Raw genomic sequence first — 16,234 nt, 5'->3', positions numbered from 1 at the left:
GCGCAGGGATCGGAGGTAGTGACGGGGCGGATCCGGCCCGCCGGCGGGCGCCCATCGTGTGACCAACCCCTCCGTGACCTCGGTTGACTCCCGGTTCGGGCGCGTGATGGGATCCTGGGGCCAAACGGAGGCATGCAGAGGAAGCCGGTGCGAGTCCGGCGCGGTCCCGCCACTGTCACCGGGGAGCACGTTCGGACGATGCCACGGCGGGCCGTCAGATGCCGCTGGAAGGCCCGGGGGTGCGTCGGACCCGGAAGCCAGGAGACTCTCGCCCCCGCTACGTCGAGCCAGGGCGCGGACCCTGAGTGAGGACACGCACGCGATGCAGGCTGCCCGGACCGGGCCCGCTACTCGACGCCCGAGCCGCTGGGCCGCGCGCTCGTTGACCGCAGCACGCCCGCTGACCGCCGCACGCCCGCTGGTCGGCGCCGCCGCGTTCGCGCTGGGCGCCGTCGCGGGGGCGCTCGCCGACGCCCGCTTCGCCGATCCCCGCCGCGGCCACCCGGTGGCCGTCTTCGGCAGCGCCGCGGGCAGGCTGGAACGACGGATCTGGCGGGACGACCGGGCGACCGGCGCCGCGTACACGGCGCTGTGCGTGGGCGCGGTCGCGGCCGGGGCCGTCGCCCTGGAGCGGACGGTGGGCCGGCGCCCGCTGGGCCGGGCCGCGCTGGCGGCCGCCGCGACCTGGACGGTGCTCGGCGGCACCTCGCTGACCCGGGAGGCCCGCACCATCGGCCGTTCCCTCGCCGCGGGCGACCTCGCGGCCGCGCGCGAGCGGCTGCCGCACCTGTGCGGACGGGACCCGAGCGCGCTGGACGAGCAGCAGATCGCCCGCGCCGTCGTCGAGTCGGTGGCCGAGAACACCGCCGACGCCGTGGTGAACGCGCTGACCTGGGGCGCCCTGGCGGGCACGCCCGGGCTGCTGGCGTTCCGCGCCGTGAACACCCTGGACGCGATGGTCGGCCACCGCTCACCGCGCTACGCCCGGTTCGGCTGGGCCTCGGCCCGGCTGGACGACGTGGCGGGCTGGCCGGGCGCCCGGCTGACCGCGCTGCTGACGGTGGCCGCCGCGCCCGAGCCGCGGACGGCCTGGCGGGTCTGGCGGCGGGACGGCTCGGCGCACCCCAGCCCGAACGCGGGCCAGGCGGAGTCGGCCTTCGCCGGCGCGGTCGGGGTCCGGCTGGGCGGGACGTTGAATTACGGGGAGCGGGTCGAGCACCGGCCCGTCCTGGGCGCGGAGCTGCGGCCGGTGACGGTGGACGACATCGAGCGGGCCTGCACGCTCTCCCGGCGGGTGGGTGCGCTGGCGCTGGGTACGACGGTCGCGGGGCACCTGGCGATCCGGGCGTTGATGAGGAGGGGCAAGGCGTGACGAATGCGCTGCTGGTCGCCGGGACGACCTCGGACGCGGGCAAGAGCGTGGTCACCGCGGGCATCTGCCGCTGGCTGGCGCGGCAGGGGGTGAGCGTCGCGCCGTTCAAGGCGCAGAACATGTCGCTGAACTCCTTCGTCACCGCCGACGGCGCCGAGATCGGCCGGGCCCAGGCGATGCAGGCGCAGGCCGCCCGGGTGGAGCCGGAGGCGGCGATGAACCCGGTGCTGCTCAAGCCGGGCGCGGACGGCCGCAGCCAGGTGGTGCTGCTGGGCCGGCCGGTCGCCGAGGTCGGCGCGCTGGACTACCGCGAGCGCAAGCCCGTCCTGCTGGAGCGGGCGCTGGAGTGCCTGGCGGACCTGCGCCGCCGGTTCGACGTGGTGGTCTGCGAGGGCGCCGGCTCGCCCGCCGAGATCAACCTGCGGGACCGGGACATCGCCAACATGGGCCTGGCCACCGCGGCCGGCCTGCCGGTGGTGGTGGTCGGCGACATCGACCGGGGCGGCGTGTTCGCGGCGATGTACGGGACGCTGGCGCTGCTGTCGGCGGAGGACCAGCGGCACGTGGCGGGCTGGTTCGTCAACAAGTTCCGAGGCGACGCGCGGCTGCTGGCGCCCGGGCTGGACATGCTGCACGACCTGACCGGCCGTCCGGTGCTCGGCACCCTGCCGATGCTGCCGGGGCTGTGGCTGGACGCCGAGGACTCGCTGGACCTGACCACCGTGGTGGACCGTGCCGAGGGGCGCGGGCCGCTCGGGGCGGACGTGCTCCGGGTGGCCGTGGTGCGCTTCCCCCGGCTGTCCAACTTCACCGACGTGGACGCGCTGGCGCAGGAGCCGGGCGTGCTGGTGCGCTGGGCCACCCGGCCGGAGGAGCTGGCCGACGCCGACCTGGTGGTACTGCCCGGCACCCGGGCCACCGTGGCGGACCTCGCCTGGCTGCGCGAGCGCGGGCTGGAGCCGGCGCTGAAGGCGCGGGCGGCGGCCGGGCTGCCGATCCTCGGGGTCTGCGGCGGCTACCAGATGCTGGCGCGCGGGATCGTCGACGAGGTGGAGTCGAAGGCGGGTGAGGTCTCCGCGCTCGGACTGCTGCCGACGCACGTCCGCTTCGGCGCCGAGAAGGTGCTCGGGCGGCCGGTCGGCGAGGCCTTCGGGCAGCGGGTGGTGGGGTACGAGATCCATCACGGGGTCGTCGCCGTGGAGGGCGGGGAGCCGTTCCTGGACGGCTGCCGGGTCGGCTCGGTCTGGGGCACGACCTGGCACGGCGCGCTGGAGAACGACGGGTTCCGCCGTGAACTCCTGCGCGAGGTCGCCGGGTTGGCCGGCCGGGCGTTCGTCCCGGCGCCGGACACCTCGTTCGCCGAGGCCCGCGAGGCCCGCCTGGACCGGCTCGGCGACCTGATCGAGGAACACGCGGACACCGACGCGCTGTGGAAGCTGATCGAGGGCGGGGTGCCGGCGGCCGGATCGCTGCCGTTCCTGGCGCCCGGGGCACCTGGGGAGAATGCATGAGTGACGTCCGCTATCCGTTCACCGCGATCGTCGGCATGGCCGACCTGCGGCTCGGGCTGCTGCTGAACGCGGTCTCGCCGGCCGTGGGCGGCGTGCTGGTGCGCGGCGAGAAGGGCACCGCGAAGTCGACCATGGTGCGCGCGCTGGCCGGGCTGCTGCCGTCCATCGCCGCCGTCGACGGCTGCCGGTTCGCCTGCGACCCGGCCGCGCCGGACCCGCAGTGCCCGGACGGGCCGCACCTGACCCCGGACGGCCACGCGGCTCCGGAGAGCCATCAACGGCCCTCCCAGCTGGTCGAGTTGCCCGTCGGTGTGGCCGAGGACCGGATCGTCGGCTCGCTCGACCTGGAGCGGGCGCTCGCCGAGGGCGTGAAGGCGTACGAGCCCGGGCTGCTGGCCAAGGCGCACCGGGGCGTGCTGTACATCGACGAGGTGAACCTGCTCCAGGACCACGTGGTGGACCTGCTGCTGGACGCCGCCGCGATGGGCCGCTCGTACGTCGAGCGCGAGGGTGTGTCGGTGCGGCACGCCGCCCGCTTCCTGCTGGTCGGCACGATGAACCCGGAGGAGGGCGAGCTGCGGCCGCAGCTGCTCGACCGCTTCGGCCTGACCGTCGAGATCGCCGCCACCCGGGATCCGGCCGAGCGCGCCGAGGTGGTCCGCCGCCGGCTCGGCTACGACGCCGATCCGACCGGCTTCGCCGCGCGGTACGCCGAGGACGAGCGGGCGCTCGCCGAACACATCACCGCCGCACGGGAGTTGCTGCCCAAGGTGGAGCTTACCGAGGTGGCGCTGCGTCAGATCACCGCCGTCTGCGCGGCGTTCGAGGTGGACGGGCTGCGCGCGGACATCGTGATGGCGCGCACGGCGGTGGCGCTGGCCGCCTGGGCCGGGCGCACGGAGGTGCTGGAGGAGGACGTCCGCAAGGCCGCCCAGCTGGCGCTGCCGCACCGGCGCCGGCGCAACCCCTTCGACGCCCCGGGGCTGGACGAGGAGCAGCTGGACCGGACTCTGGAGGAGCACGCGCAGAGCGAGCCGGAGCCCGAGCCCTCGCCGGAGCCGGAGCCGGAGCCGGAGGACGGTCCCGAGGGCGGCCCGGAGGGCGACGGGCCCGACGGGGACGGCGACGGCGACGGTCCTGACGGCGGCGGACCCGACGGCGGCGGCCCGGACGGCGGCGGGGCGCCCGAGCCGTCCGCCGGGCCGGAGGCCTCCGCGCCCTCCGACGCCGCCGAGGAGCCCGCACCGCAGCCCGTACCGGACCAACACCCCTCCCCTGCACGGGAGTCGGCGCCGGTCGCGGCCGGCGATCCGTACCGGACGAAGCTGTTCACCGTACGCGGCACCGGCCACGGCGCACAGGGCCGCCGCTCCCCCGCCGAGACCGACGGCGGGCACACCATCCGCGCCCGGCGCCCGCAGGGCACGCTCAGCCGGCTGCACCTGACCGCCACCCTCCAGGCCGCCGCGCCGCACCAGGTGGCGCGCGGGCGCGCCACCCGGGCGCTGGTGCTGCACAAGGACGACTTCCGCGAACAGGTGCGCCAGGGGCGGGAGTCCAACCTGGTGCTGTTCGTCGTGGACGCCTCCGGCTCGATGGCCGCCCGGCAGCGGATGACCGCCGTCAAGGGCGCCGTGCTGTCGCTGCTGATGGACGCCTACCAGCGGCGGGACAAGATCGGCATGATCACCTTCCGGGGCGCGGGCGCCGAGCTGGCGCTGCCGCCGACCTCCTCGGTGGAGGTCGGCGCGGCCCGGCTGGAGTCGCTGCCGACCGGCGGGCGGACCCCGCTCGCGGCCGGACTGCTGCGGGCCCACGAGGTGCTGCGGGTCGAGCGGCTGCGCGACCCGAACCGCCGCCCGCTGCTGGTCGTGGTGACCGACGGCCGGGCCACCGGCGGCCGGGACGCACTGGTCCGATCGCAGCGCGCGGCAGGCCTGTTCGCCGCCCAGGGGACGGCCAGCGTGGTGCTGGACTGCGAGTCCGGCCCGGTCCGGCTCGGCCTGGCCCGCACGCTGGCCGGGCTGCTCGGCGGCACCGCCGTCAGCCTGGACGAGCTGCGCGCCGAGGGCGTCGCCTCGCTCGTCCGTGAGAACCGCGACAACCGCAACCGTGACAACCGAGTGATGACGACGACGCGAAAGGCGGCCTGAGCCGACATGCCCAAGGGTGTCCCCGAGAACGTCCCCGCCGACGGCCTGACGACCCGTCAGCGCCGTACGCAGCCGATCACCGCCGTGCACACCGGCCCCGGCAAGGGCAAGTCCACCGCCGCGTTCGGCATGGCGCTGCGGGCCTGGAACCAGGGCTGGTCGGTCGGGGTGTTCCAGTTCGTGAAGTCCGCCAAGTGGAAGGTCGGCGAGGAGAACGCGCTGCGCGTGCTCGGCGCCTCGGGCGAGGGCGGCACCGTCGACTGGCACAAGATGGGCTCCGGCTGGTCCTGGATCCAGCGCTCCACCGAGATGGAGATGGACAGCGAGGCCGCCGCCAAGGAGGGCTGGGAGCAGGTCAAGCGCGACCTCGCGGCCGAGACCTACCGCTTCTACGTGCTCGACGAGTTCACCTATCCGATGCACTGGGGGTGGGTCGACCCGCACGAGGTGGTGTCGGTGCTCAAGGACCGCCCGGGCAGCCAGCACGTGGTCATCACCGGCCGGTACGCGCCCGAGCCGCTGACCGAATTCGCCGACCTGGTCACCGAGATGACCAAGGTCAAGCACCCCATGGACGCCGGCCGCAAGGGCCAGCGCGGCATCGAGTGGTAGATCGAGTGGTAGACCGTTGAGCACCGGCCCCGTGAACATTCCCCGCCTCGTCGTCGCCGCGCCCTCCTCCGGCGCCGGCAAGACCACCGTCGCCACCGGCCTGATCGCGGCACTCGCCGCGCGCGGGCTGGCGGTGTCGCCGCACAAGGTCGGCCCCGACTACATCGACCCCGGCTACCACGCGCTGGCCGCCGGGCGCCCGGGCCGCAACCTGGACGCCTTCCTGTGCGGGGAGGAGCGGATCGCGCCGCTGTTCCTGCACGGCGCCGCCGGGGCGGACGTCGCGGTGGTCGAGGGCGTCATGGGCCTTTTCGACGGGGCCTCCGGGCGCGGCGAGCTCGCGTCCACGGCACACGTCGCCAAGCTGCTGCGGGCACCCGTGGTGCTGGTGGTGGACGGCTCCTCGCAGTCCCGCTCGGTGGCCGCACTGGTGCACGGCTTCGCCTCCTGGGACCCGCAGGTGCGCCTCGCCGGGGTGATCCTCAACCGGGTCGCCTCCGACCGGCACGAGCAACTCCTGCGCGAGGCACTGGAGGAGGGCTCCGGCGTGCCCGTCCTGGGCGCGCTGCGCCGCTCGGCGGCGGTCGCCACGCCGTCCCGCCACCTCGGGCTGATCCCGGCCGTGGAGCGGTCCGCCGAGGCGCTGAAGGCGGTCGCCGACATGGGTGAACTCGTCGCCGCCTCGGTCGACTTGGACGCACTGCTGGAACTGGCGCGAACCGCACCGGAGTTGACGGCCGAACCGTGGAGCCCGGCGGCCGAGGTCACCCCGGTGGCCGGCCGCCCCCGGATCGCCGTGGCGGGCGGCGCCGCGTTCTCCTTCTCGTACGCCGAGAACGCCGAACTCCTCAGCGCGGCGGGCGCCGAGGTGGTCCCGTTCGACCCGCTGCACGCCGACGCGCTGCCCGCGGGCACCGCCGGCCTGGTCATCGGCGGCGGCTTCCCCGAGCTGTACGTCCGCGAGCTGAGCGGCAACACGGCGCTGCGCGGAGCGATCTCGGCCTTCGCCGCCGGGGGCGGGCCGATCGCCGCCGAGTGCGCCGGACTGCTGTACCTGGGGCGGGAGTTGGACGGCCTGCCGATGTGCGGCGTGCTGGACACCGGGGCCCGGATGACCGAGCGGCTCACCCTCGGCTACCGGGAGGCGGTGGCCGTCAACGACTCGCCGCTCGCCCGGGCCGGCACCCGGCTGCGCGGGCACGAGTTCCACCGCACGGTCTGCGAGCCGGGCGCGGGCGAACTCCCCGCCTGGGGCTGGCGCCTGCCCACCGGCCCGCGCACCGAGGGCTTCGCGGGCGGCAACGTGCACGCCTCCTACCTGCACCTGCACTGGGCCGGATCGCCGTCGCTGGCCTCCTCGTTCGCGGCCGCGGCCGCGGCGTACACCGTCACGTCGTGAACGCGGACCCGAACGCGAGCCTGAGCGCGGACGCGGACGCGAACCTGGTGGTGGACACCTCCCGGGCCTCCGCGGCCGCGTGCGCAGGGGTGATCGCGGAGCGCGTCCGGCGATCACCGTCGGTCCAGGCGATCACCGTCGGCCCAGACGATCACCGTCGGTCCGGGCGATTCACCGCCAGGCAGGCCTCTGGTCCAGCAGCGTGCCGAGGTAGCGGGCCAGCTCCTCGCGCAGCTCGGCCGGGGTCGGCGGGTGGGCGTGCCCGCTGCCGGCCGTCGAGTTGAACAGCACCCCGTCGCACCAGCGGATCAGCCGGCGGGCGTCGGCCGCGGGCTCGGTGGAGCCGCAGCGGGCCAGCAGGACGACCGCGTAGTCATAGAAGCGCGCGCCCAACCGGTCGTAGACGACGCGCAGTTCGGGCCGGCGGGTGGCCTCCAGGGCCAGTTCCAGCCGGGCCAGGGTGAGCGCGCGTCCGGCGGTGAGCGCCTGGTGCAGGGCGTCGGCCCCGAACTGGACGATCAGGTCGCGCGGCGGGCCGGGCGGGGGCGCGTCCGCGAGCAGCAGGTGGTCGCCGGACTCCAGTTCGACGATCCGGGTCAGCACGAGTTCGAGCAGGGCGATCCTGGTCCGGGCGAGGTTGGAGGTCGAGCCGGTGGGCAGGCCGGCCGCCTCGTCCACGGCGCGGTGGGTCAGCCCGCGCAGGCCGCGTTCGGCGATCAGGGCGATGGCGGCGTCGGCGATCAGGGTCGGGCGCGGGGGTGTCATGCGTCCGATCATGGCCGTTCTCCCGGCCCTTCCCCAACTCACTACAGCTGTAGTCCGCAGGGTGGTACGGTACGGACACCGGCAACTACAGCTGTAGTTCGACGACAGGAGACCCCATGGTCAGCACCGACGCCCGCACCGATGCCAACATCCACGCCGGCGCCCATCCGGCGATCGTCATCGGCGGCGGCATCGGCGGACTCACCGCCGCCCTCGCGCTCCACCGGCAGGGCGTCCCGGTCACCGTCCACGAACGCGCCGCCTCCCTCGAACCCGTCGGCGCCGGCCTCGCCCTCGCCCCCAACGCCCTGCGCAGCCTCGACCGCCTCGGCGTCGGCGACCGGCTGCGCGCCCTCGCCACCCCGCACCCCGCCGTCGGCCTGCGCCGCCCGTCCGGCCGCTGGCTCGCCCGCACCGACACGGCGGCCTTCGAGAGCTACTTCGGCGACACCATCGCCGCCGTCGCCCGCGCCGAGGTCATCGACGCCCTCGTCGACGCCCTCCCGGCCGGCACCGTCCGCACCGACTCCCCCGCCGAGCTCGTCGACCCCGGGGACGGCTCGTTCCCCGCCGTGGTCCGTACCCCCGAGGGCGAGCAGAGCGCCGCACTCGTCGTCGCCGCCGACGGCATCCGCTCCGCGACCCGGGCCCGGCTCTTCCCGCACCACCCGGGCCCGCGCTACAGCGGCTTCACCACCTGGCGCACCATCGTCCCCACCCCCGGCCGGTTCCCCGCCGCCGCCGGCGAGGTCTGGGGCCGGGGCCGGCTGGCCGGCATCGTCCCGCTCGCCGGCGACCGGGTCTACCTGTACTTCGCCGCCCTCGCCCCGGCCGGCGCCCGCGCCGACTCCCGCGACGAACTCGCCGAACTCCTCCGCCTCTTCGGCGACTGGTGCGCCCCCGTCCCCGAGCTCCTCGGCCTGGCCGACCCCGCCCGCGTCCTGCGCAACGACGTCTGGGAACTCGCCGACCCGCTGCCCGCCCACCACCACGGCCGGGTCGCCCTGCTCGGCGACGCCGCCCACGCCATGTGTCCCTTCCAGGGCCAGGGCGCCTGCCAGGCCATCGAGGACGCCCTCGTGCTCGCCTCCCGTCTGACCCCCGGCACCGACCCCGCCGTCGCCCTCCCCGACTACACCGCCTCCCGCCTCCCCCGCACCACCGGCATCGTCACCGGCTCCCGCCGCATCGGCGACCTCATCGCCCTCCGCTCCCCCGCCGCCGTCCTCCTCCGCGACACCGCCCTCACCCTCGGCGGCCTCCTCCCCGACCGCGCGCTCCTCAGCCGCTCCGCCCCCACCTACAACTGGCAACCCCCGGCCCTGACCGGCGCGGCCTGAGGGCTACGCGTCGGTGTCCTTCGGATGCCGGGGCGAGGCATAGACGATGTGAACCGTGCGGGCCGCCTGATCCACCACATACCGCACCGCCCACCGGCGGTCACCTCGTACTCCCACTGCGGCAACTCGGAGCCTCCGAGTACCCGGGTCGCGAGTCGCCCCCGTAGCGGATGCTGCCGATCCGGGTCCCGCATGGAGAGCGGTTCGCTCGCAGCGCTTCGAAACAGCGGCGGGCGTTCCCGGCCGCCTCCGCCCACAGCTCGCCCCACCCCTTGGCGGCCTCGGTCGTACCGAACCGCAGCCGCCACTCATCGCCGATGGGTGGCGGCGGAACATCGTCACCGCGCTTCGGGCTCACGGCTCGGTCACCTCTCCGTGATCGTCGCCGGGAAGAGGCCTGGTGAGCTCCGCCGCCAGGTCCGGATCCGCCAGGATTCTTGCGGTGGCACGCCATTCGACTATCACGCGGTGAAGATTGGTGTGCACGTCCGGTTCCACGACATCGCGCGTCGCGTCGATCAGATCGACGACGAACTCGCGCACCTCCTCGGCCGACAGATGCCTAACCCAAGGAAAAAGAGTGGGCAGGGCCAGGAGCACGGCCCGCGCACCCTCGTCGCTACTGATAAGCGCGGCAAACAGGCGCGCGGTGACGTCCGCAGTCTCCTCGCGCTGACGGTCGTGACGCTCAGTGGTGAGATACAGGTCCTCCCCGTCGCGGCGGGTGACGTGCACGCGCTGGGCCTGCTCCACGGTGTCCGCGACACGCTTGGAGTTCTTCGACAGGTCAGAGAACGACACAGTGAGAGTCGACATGCCGCAACGCCAGTTCGGAACACGTTCCGAAGTCAATCGCAAACCGCCTGTCCACCCCCGCCGAACCTCAGGACGCACCGTTGCCGAAGGTGCCGGTCAGCGGGTCGCCCCGGTGGCAGGCGGCGCAGCGGAGGCGGGTGTAGATCGCCACCGGGCCCATGAAGACGTCCTCGCGGCCGTCCGCCGGGGACTGGGAGGCGGCCGGCTTGCCGCAGTCCAGGCAGGGGCGGCTCGGGCGGGCGACGATCGAGCAGGCGCGGCAGATCAGGTGGGTCGGGTGCTCGGCGTGGACGACGACCGGCTGCGGCCCGCCGTAGAGCAGGTGGTCGCACCACGTGCAGGACTCGTCCGCCTGCGCCGCCAACATGCGGGCCCGGGTGTCCTGTTGCCACTTGGCGGCCCGCTGGAGCGGCACCGTCACCGGCGGCCCCCACCCGGCATCGGTGAGCCACTGGGCGCCTTCGGCACCCGCCGCCCGCAGTTGGTCGTCGACGGCGATGTCCTTGGGCGTCCTGTCCTTCATCGGGCTCTCCTTCGGCGCGGTTCCCATCGGGATAACGCGCCCGGGGAGATCGTGGACACGCGAACCACCGTGCCACTGCGGCCGCATGCCGCGCACGAGGGTGGGGAGCAGCGAGCCCCGGGCCTGGCACTCGAGGGTGCAGGCGATCCGGCGGTGGCCATCCGGGGGCCCGGCGCGCGAGAAGTCGGCCCGGCCGACTTCTCGCGTCTGCTTCTCGCGCTTGCTTCTCGCGTCTGCTTCTCTCGCCTGCGCGTTCAGCCGCCCAGGGACTCCGTGTCGCCCTGGGCGATGAGGAGTTTGCGCAGCAGACCGTCGAGTTGGGCGCGCTCGTCGCCGTCCAGCGCGGCGAGGAGGCGTTCCTCGTTGCGGACGTGGCCGGGGAGCGCGGCGTCGATGAGCTCCTTGCCGGCCGGGGTCAGCCGGACCAGGACCGCACGGCGGTCGTTCGGGCAGGGGTTGCGTTCGACCAGGCCCTTGGCGGACAGCCGGTCGACCCGGTTGGTGATGGCGCCGGAGGTGACCATGGCCGCCTTGAGGAGGGCGCGGGCGTTCAGCTCGTAGGGCTCGCCGGAGCGGCGGAGGGTGGCCAGCACGTCGAACTCGGAGGCGTCGAGGCCGCACGAGGCGAAGTACTCCCGCAGGGCGTTGTCGACCCGGATGTTGAGCCGTCGCATCCGGCCGATCAGGCCGATGACCTCGACGTCGAGGTCGGGGCGGGTCCTGGTCCACTGGTCGACGATGTCGTCGACGGTGTCGCGCTGCTGCATGGTCGTCTGCCGCCTTCCCTCAGCTCTCTCCCGACGGCAACTATCTTAACATTCACATACTTGACGTTCACTCACCCTCGGGAGTAGAACTATCTCAACGTTCAGATAATCAACGTTGAGGGGGATCCCATGGACCGGAAGCGCGCAGGCATCGCCGTCACCGCGGCACTCGCCCCCGCCGCCTGGGGCACGACCTACCTGGTCACCACCCAGCTGCTGCCGGAAGGCCGCCCGCTGCTGCTCGCCGCACTGCGCGCCCTCCCGGCGGGGCTGCTCCTGCTACTGCTCGGCCGCAAGCTGCCCAAGGGCATCTGGTGGGGGCGGGCGGCGGTGCTCGGACTGCTCAACATCGGGCTGTTCTTCCCGCTCACCTTCGTCGGCGCCTACCGACTGCCCGGCGGCGTCGCGGCCACCATCGGGGCGATCCAGCCGCTGCTCGTCGCCGGGTTCTCGATCGGCGTGCTCGGCATCCGGCCCGGACGGCGGGCCCTGCTCGCCGGCCTCGTCGGAGTCGCCGGGGTCGCGCTCCTCGTCCTCAAGAGCGGCGCGCGGCTGGACGGCGTCGGAATCGCCGCGATGGTCACCGCGATCGCCCTGATGGCCATGGGCACCGTCCTCACCCGGCGCTGGGGCCGCCCCGAGGGCGCCACCCTGCTCGACCTGACGGCCTGGCAACTCCTCGCCGGATCGGCTCTCCTCGTCCCGCTCGCCGCGTTCGTCGAAGGCGCGCCGCCCGCCCTCACCGCCGCCAACCTGGCCGGCTTCGGCTACCTCGGACTCTTCAGCACCGCCCTCGGGTACGTGCTCTGGTTCCGCGGCATCGACCGCCTCGGCGCCGGCCCGGCCTCCTTCCTCGGCCTGATCAACCCCGTCGTCGCCACCATCGGCGGCCTCGTCGTCCTCGACCAGACCCTCACCGGCTGGCAGTTCCTCGGCCTGCTGCTCGCCCTCGGCGCCCTGCTCGTCGGCCAGGCACCCGCCCGGAAGCCCGCCCCCACCGCGGTCACCACCGCCACGCCCGCCGCCCCGACCCCTCAGCCGGCCACCCTCGCCCGCTGACCCTTCACCAAGGAGCACGCACCATGCACTACATCGTCATCACCCGCACCGACGCCACCACCGACGCCGAGCTCGGCCACTACCTCGCCAACGTCGGCGCCACCCTGGAGCCCTACCAGGGCCACCTGCTCGCCTTCGACGCCCCGGCCAGCCTGGAGGGCGACACCCCGCTCACCAAGACCGCCATCCTCGCCTTCCCCACCGAGGCCGACGCCCACGGCTGGTACCACTCCCCCGCCTACCAGTCCCTCGCCACCTGGCGCATCGCCACCATGGGCCACCCCGTCACCATCTCCACCCTCCCCGCCCTCGCCGCCTGACACCCCACCCCACCCCTTCGCCCCGCCCCGCCGGCCCACCCCGGCGGGGCACACCCACATCCCCGGCCGAACCGCTCAGAGATGAGGCCGCCCGATCAGGAGCCCGCCGGCACCCGGCACCCAGCGGGGTCAGCCGACGGCGCGGACGGAGATGTCCTCAGCGCCCAACGAATAGCGGTAACCGCCCACCGGCCCGGCCTGGCAGGGCGACGAGGGCGAACAGACCCGGCCCGATCAGGAGCCCGCCAAAACCCGGCAAGGTCAGCCGGTGGCGCGGACGTAGATGTCGGCGGCGCCGGGGAGGCCGCCGGGGATGGTGGCGACGTAGATGCGGCGGGGGGTGTGCGTTGGGGCGGGGGTTGGGGTGGGAATGGGGGTGGCGGTGATGGTGGGGGTTGGGGTCTCGGTGGGGGTGGGGGTGGGGGCTTCGGGGGTGGGGGGTTGGGTGTCGGGGGTGGCGTCGAGGTCGGCGTCGGGGTCGGGGTCGGCGTCCGGGTCGGTGGGTGGGTCGACCGGGGTCGGGGAGAGGGTGGGCGAGGGGGTGAAGGTGGGGGTGGGGACCAACGTGGGGGTGGGGACCAACGTGGGGGTGGGGGACGACGTGGGGGTGGGGGTGGGCTCCGGGAGTTCGGGGGCCTCGGGGGGTTCGTCGCCGCCGAGGGCGGCGGCGAGGTCGGGGGGCAGGGGGGCGGCGGGGCCGGGGGCGGGGAGGTCGTAGGTGTGGAGGAAGTCGTCCAGGCCGACGTCCTTGCCGCCGCCGAGGCGGTAGTGCAGGTAGGCGACGGGGGCGCCGTCGGAGGTGCGGGTGTAGACGGCGCCGACCGGGACGTAGTAGCGGCCGGCGCCGGGGTGCTGGGAGGGGTGGAGGCCGGCGAGGCGTTCGGCGCGTTCGCGGTCGGTTTCGCGGCCGCGGCCGAGGGTGAGCGTGTTGACGCCGCGGACCACCAGGGCCGCGGCGACGGACACGCAGAGCACGAGTCCGACGGCGACGGTGCGCCGCAGGACGGGCCGGCCGTGCAGGGCGGGCCAGGAGTCGGTCACCGCGCGCTCGGGTGGGATGCCGTCCACCGTTGTCGTTCCCCCGGTCCCCTGTTCGATTCCGTTGCCGCCGTCAGTGTGCTCGACGCGGAGCGACCGCGCCAAGTTCCGCCACCCGACGCAGGCCGGCGCAACCCGACGCGACCCGACCCAAGCCGGGTTTCAGCCCAGGTAGGCGGGGGCGACGGCGGCCTGGGCGACCCGGCGGGGGGCACCGCTGCCGTCGGCGGGGACGGTCCACAGGTCGGCACCGTAGTCGCCGGGCAGAGCGTAGAGGAGGGTGGCGGGGTCGGACCAGACGGCCTGGTCGTCGATGTTGCGCTGTTCCCCGGTGGCGGTCTCGGTCATGGTGGCGAGGTCGAGGACGTACAGCCGCCAGGGCGCGTCGGGGGACAGTCCGGGGACGCGCTTCTTGTACGCGATGCGGGTGCCGTCCGGAGAGAGCGAGGGGCACTCGACGTTCTCGTGCAGGGTGGTGAGGGTGTGGGCGGCGAGGTCGCCGCGGACGAGGTAGGTCTGGCCGCCGGTGGCGACGGTGGCGTAGAAGGCGTTGTCGTCGGCGAAGGTGACGCCCCAGATGTTGACGTCGTGGGACTGGTACGGGTGGCCGTCCTTGATCACGTCGAAGGTCTCCAGGTTGTCCCGGAGGTTCCAGTCGCGGACGTCGACGATGGAGGTGCGGGTGGAGAAGTTGGTGCCCGCGTAGGAGTCGCCGCTGACGAAGACGGTCCAGGCGGCGAGGTGGCCCGACGGCGAGACCCGGGAGCGGGTGGGGATGCCGGCGGCCGGGAAGGAGCGGCGTTCCTTCAGGTGGTCGTCGAGGACGACGGCCCGGTAGGTGTCCTCCAGGGCGCCGCGCTGGGCCTGGAGGCAGATGCCGGTGCCGGCGGCCGCGTAGAAGCGCAGGCACTGGACGCCGGAGGCGGTGCGCGGGCCGTCGGGCCGGTCGGCGGGGACGGCGGCGAGTTCGTCGCGGTGCGGGCCCCAGGCCATGTTGCGGAAGACCATGGCCCGCCCGCTGCCGGGGTTCTGCAGGGTGACGGTGCCTTCGGTGACGGACGGCCCGCCGGGCTGGGCCTGGTCCCGGCGGGCGGTGCGGTCGGCGGCGTAGAGGACGGCTCCGGTGCCGACCGTGCCGAGCAGCAGGACGGCGACCAGGAGGATGATCACCCTGGTCCGGTTCTGGAGTCGGTTCACGGGGCCACCTCATTGGCAGGGCTTGGAACGGCGTCGAGAGCCGGGTCGGGATCGGGCATCGCGGCGGCGGGCTCGCGCAGCACGGCGGCCGCGCCGAGCACGCAGAGCGCCAGCGCCCCCGCCGACCAGGCCAGCGCTCCCCTGCCGCCGACCGCGCCCCACAGCGCGCCGAACAGCAGCGAGCAGGCGAACCGGGCCAGCGCCTGCCCGGTGCCGACCAGGGCGAGCCCGGCGCCGCGCTGCTCGGCCGGGACGGCATCGGCCGCCGCCGCGGCGAGCACACCGTCGGTGGCCGCGTAGAACGAGCCGTGCAGCAGCAGCACGCAGACGACCGCGGGCAGCCCGCTGAACGGCGAGAGCAGCAGCCCGTACGCGACGAGCAGCACGGAGTGCCCGGCCAGGAACAGCCGGCGGCGGCCGATCCTGTCGGCGAGCATGCCGAACGGGACGGCGAGCAGCAGGAAGGCGGCCGCGGTGCCGAGCGGCAGCAGCGGGAACAGGCTCGTGTCCAGGTGGAGTTGACGCTGGATCAGCAGGTAGAGGAAGGAGTCGCTGACGGTGGTCAGGCCGAGCAGGCAGGCGCAGACCGCGAGCCGGCGCAGCCCGGGCAGGCGCAGCAGGGTGAGGCCGTCCCGCAGCGAGGGGGCGACAGTTGACGGTTCGTCACCAGGCTGCCGATTCGGCACGAACAGCAGCAGCACCAGCACGCCGAGCACGGCCACGCAGGCGCTGACCGCGAACACCGCGTCGTAGCCCTGCCGTTCGCCCCCGTCGGCGAGCAGCGGGCCGCCGGCCAGGCGCAGCACCAGGAAGGCGGTGAGCGGGCCGAGCAGCGCGCCGGCCGTGTCCATCGCCCGGTGCACGCCGAACGCCCGCCCCCGGTGGGCGGGTTCGGTGGCCAGCGAGATCATCGCGTCGCGGGGGGCGGTGCGCAGGCCCTTGCCGGTGCGGTCGACGGCGATGACGGCGCCGATCAGCGGCACGGTGTGGACGAGCAGCAGCAGCGGCTTGCACAGCGCCGACAGGCCGTAGCCCGCCGCCGCGACCGCCTTGTGCCGGGCCGCCCCGTCGGCGCCGCGCCGGTCGGCGAGGTGGCCGCCGACGAGGCGGACCAGCGCGCTGAAGCCGTTCTGGATGCCGTCGAGCAGGCCGAAGCCGAGCGGGGACAGGCCGAGCCCGGTCAGCAGGTAGAGGGGGAGGACGGCACTGACCATCTCGGAGGAGACGTCGGTGACCAGGCTGACGGTGCCGAGCACCAGGACCGTCCCGGGGACGGCGCGCAGGGCGGCGACCCGCCGCCCCGGCGTACCGGCCGGGGCGACGGGGGCCTTGGAGCTGCGGGATTCCGCGACGTACACCGGC

15 protein-coding genes and 1 riboswitch are annotated in these 16,234 nt (G+C 74.6%); of the genes, 8 read left to right on the top strand and 7 right to left on the bottom strand.

The features are described from left to right. Positions 1–138: 138 nt before the first annotated feature. A riboswitch (cobalamin riboswitch) is annotated at positions 139–267 on the top strand. Between the two features lie 115 nt (positions 268–382). The 5 genes from ABTY15_RS07470 to ABTY15_RS07450 are packed head-to-tail and all read left to right on the top strand — an operon-like array spanning position 383 to position 7,047. Beyond that, on the top strand, positions 383–1,372 hold the full coding sequence (locus tag ABTY15_RS07470) for a cobalamin biosynthesis protein (RefSeq protein WP_502893439.1): 990 nt from the start codon (positions 383–385) through the stop codon (positions 1,370–1,372). Continuing rightward, a complete protein-coding gene (locus ABTY15_RS07465; RefSeq protein ID WP_350577567.1) occupies positions 1,369–2,883 on the top strand; it encodes a cobyric acid synthase in 1,515 nt (504 codons plus the stop codon). Before ABTY15_RS07470 ends, ABTY15_RS07465 begins: the two co-directional genes overlap by 4 nt. Then, on the top strand, positions 2,880–5,036 hold the full coding sequence (locus ABTY15_RS07460; protein WP_350577565.1) for a putative cobaltochelatase: 2,157 nt from the start codon (positions 2,880–2,882) through the stop codon (positions 5,034–5,036). The genes ABTY15_RS07465 and ABTY15_RS07460 overlap by 4 nt, the downstream gene beginning before the upstream one ends. Before the next feature lie 6 nt (positions 5,037–5,042). Then, on the top strand, positions 5,043–5,648 hold the full coding sequence (gene cobO / locus ABTY15_RS07455; protein ID WP_350577562.1) for a cob(I)yrinic acid a,c-diamide adenosyltransferase: 606 nt from the start codon (positions 5,043–5,045) through the stop codon (positions 5,646–5,648). A gap of 31 nt (positions 5,649–5,679) precedes the next feature. Next, entirely contained in the window at positions 5,680–7,047 is a 1,368-nt protein-coding gene (locus ABTY15_RS07450) for a cobyrinic acid a,c-diamide synthase CobB (protein WP_350577560.1), read from the top strand. 171 nt (positions 7,048–7,218) lie between these two features. On the opposite strand, the gene ABTY15_RS07445 is transcribed toward ABTY15_RS07450, so the two are convergent. Then, a complete protein-coding gene (locus ABTY15_RS07445; protein WP_350577557.1) occupies positions 7,219–7,812 on the bottom strand; it encodes a TetR/AcrR family transcriptional regulator in 594 nt (197 codons plus the stop codon). A 116-nt stretch (positions 7,813–7,928) separates the two neighbouring features. Between ABTY15_RS07445 and ABTY15_RS07440 the strand changes: the two genes are divergently transcribed. Next, positions 7,929–9,152, top strand: a complete 1,224-nt coding sequence (locus ABTY15_RS07440) for an FAD-dependent monooxygenase (RefSeq protein WP_350577554.1) — start codon at positions 7,929–7,931, stop codon at positions 9,150–9,152. Positions 9,153–9,506: 354 nt separating this feature from the next. Here ABTY15_RS07440 and ABTY15_RS07435 read toward each other — a convergent pair whose 3' ends face one another. The 3 genes from ABTY15_RS07435 to ABTY15_RS07425 all read right to left on the bottom strand — a co-directional run bounded on the left by ABTY15_RS07435 (position 9,507) and on the right by ABTY15_RS07425 (position 11,258). After that, positions 9,507–9,953 carry a prevent-host-death family protein gene (locus tag ABTY15_RS07435; RefSeq protein ID WP_350577552.1) on the bottom strand — a complete coding sequence of 149 codons (447 nt, stop codon included), beginning with the start codon at positions 9,951–9,953 and terminating at the stop codon, positions 9,507–9,509. Positions 9,954–10,035: 82 nt separating this feature from the next. Further along, positions 10,036–10,491 (bottom strand): hypothetical protein, encoded by a 456-nt coding sequence (locus tag ABTY15_RS07430; protein ID WP_350577549.1) that lies wholly within the window; start codon positions 10,489–10,491, stop codon positions 10,036–10,038. Between the two features lie 254 nt (positions 10,492–10,745). Further along, a complete protein-coding gene (locus ABTY15_RS07425; protein WP_350577546.1) occupies positions 10,746–11,258 on the bottom strand; it encodes a MarR family winged helix-turn-helix transcriptional regulator in 513 nt (170 codons plus the stop codon). Between the two features lie 129 nt (positions 11,259–11,387). Here ABTY15_RS07425 and ABTY15_RS07420 point away from each other — a divergent pair, with 129 nt between their 5' ends. Next, positions 11,388–12,317 (top strand): EamA family transporter, encoded by a 930-nt coding sequence (locus ABTY15_RS07420; RefSeq protein WP_350577544.1) that lies wholly within the window; start codon positions 11,388–11,390, stop codon positions 12,315–12,317. A 23-nt stretch (positions 12,318–12,340) separates the two neighbouring features. After that, entirely contained in the window at positions 12,341–12,637 is a 297-nt protein-coding gene (locus ABTY15_RS07415; protein ID WP_350577542.1) for a DUF1330 domain-containing protein, read from the top strand. A gap of 261 nt (positions 12,638–12,898) precedes the next feature. On the opposite strand, the gene ABTY15_RS07410 is transcribed toward ABTY15_RS07415, so the two are convergent. From ABTY15_RS07410 to ABTY15_RS07400, 3 genes are all read right to left on the bottom strand, one after another. Further along, positions 12,899–13,705: a hypothetical protein gene (locus ABTY15_RS07410; protein ID WP_350577540.1), complete on the bottom strand. Its 807-nt coding sequence runs from the start codon at positions 13,703–13,705 to the stop codon at positions 12,899–12,901. 132 nt (positions 13,706–13,837) lie between these two features. Then, the gene (locus tag ABTY15_RS07405; protein ID WP_350577532.1) at positions 13,838–14,872 is read right to left on the bottom strand and encodes a TolB family protein; all 1,035 of its coding nucleotides are present in this window, start codon (positions 14,870–14,872) and stop codon (positions 13,838–13,840) included. After that, positions 14,869–16,230 carry an MFS transporter gene (locus ABTY15_RS07400; protein ID WP_350577530.1) on the bottom strand — a complete coding sequence of 454 codons (1,362 nt, stop codon included), beginning with the start codon at positions 16,228–16,230 and terminating at the stop codon, positions 14,869–14,871. The genes ABTY15_RS07405 and ABTY15_RS07400 overlap by 4 nt, the downstream gene beginning before the upstream one ends. Positions 16,231–16,234 lie beyond the last annotated feature (4 nt).

This window comes from Kitasatospora sp. NPDC097643 (assembly GCF_040302625.1).
Taxonomy (GTDB): domain Bacteria; phylum Actinomycetota; class Actinomycetes; order Streptomycetales; family Streptomycetaceae; genus Kitasatospora.
This window is presented reverse-complemented; position numbering and strand designations above follow the sequence as displayed.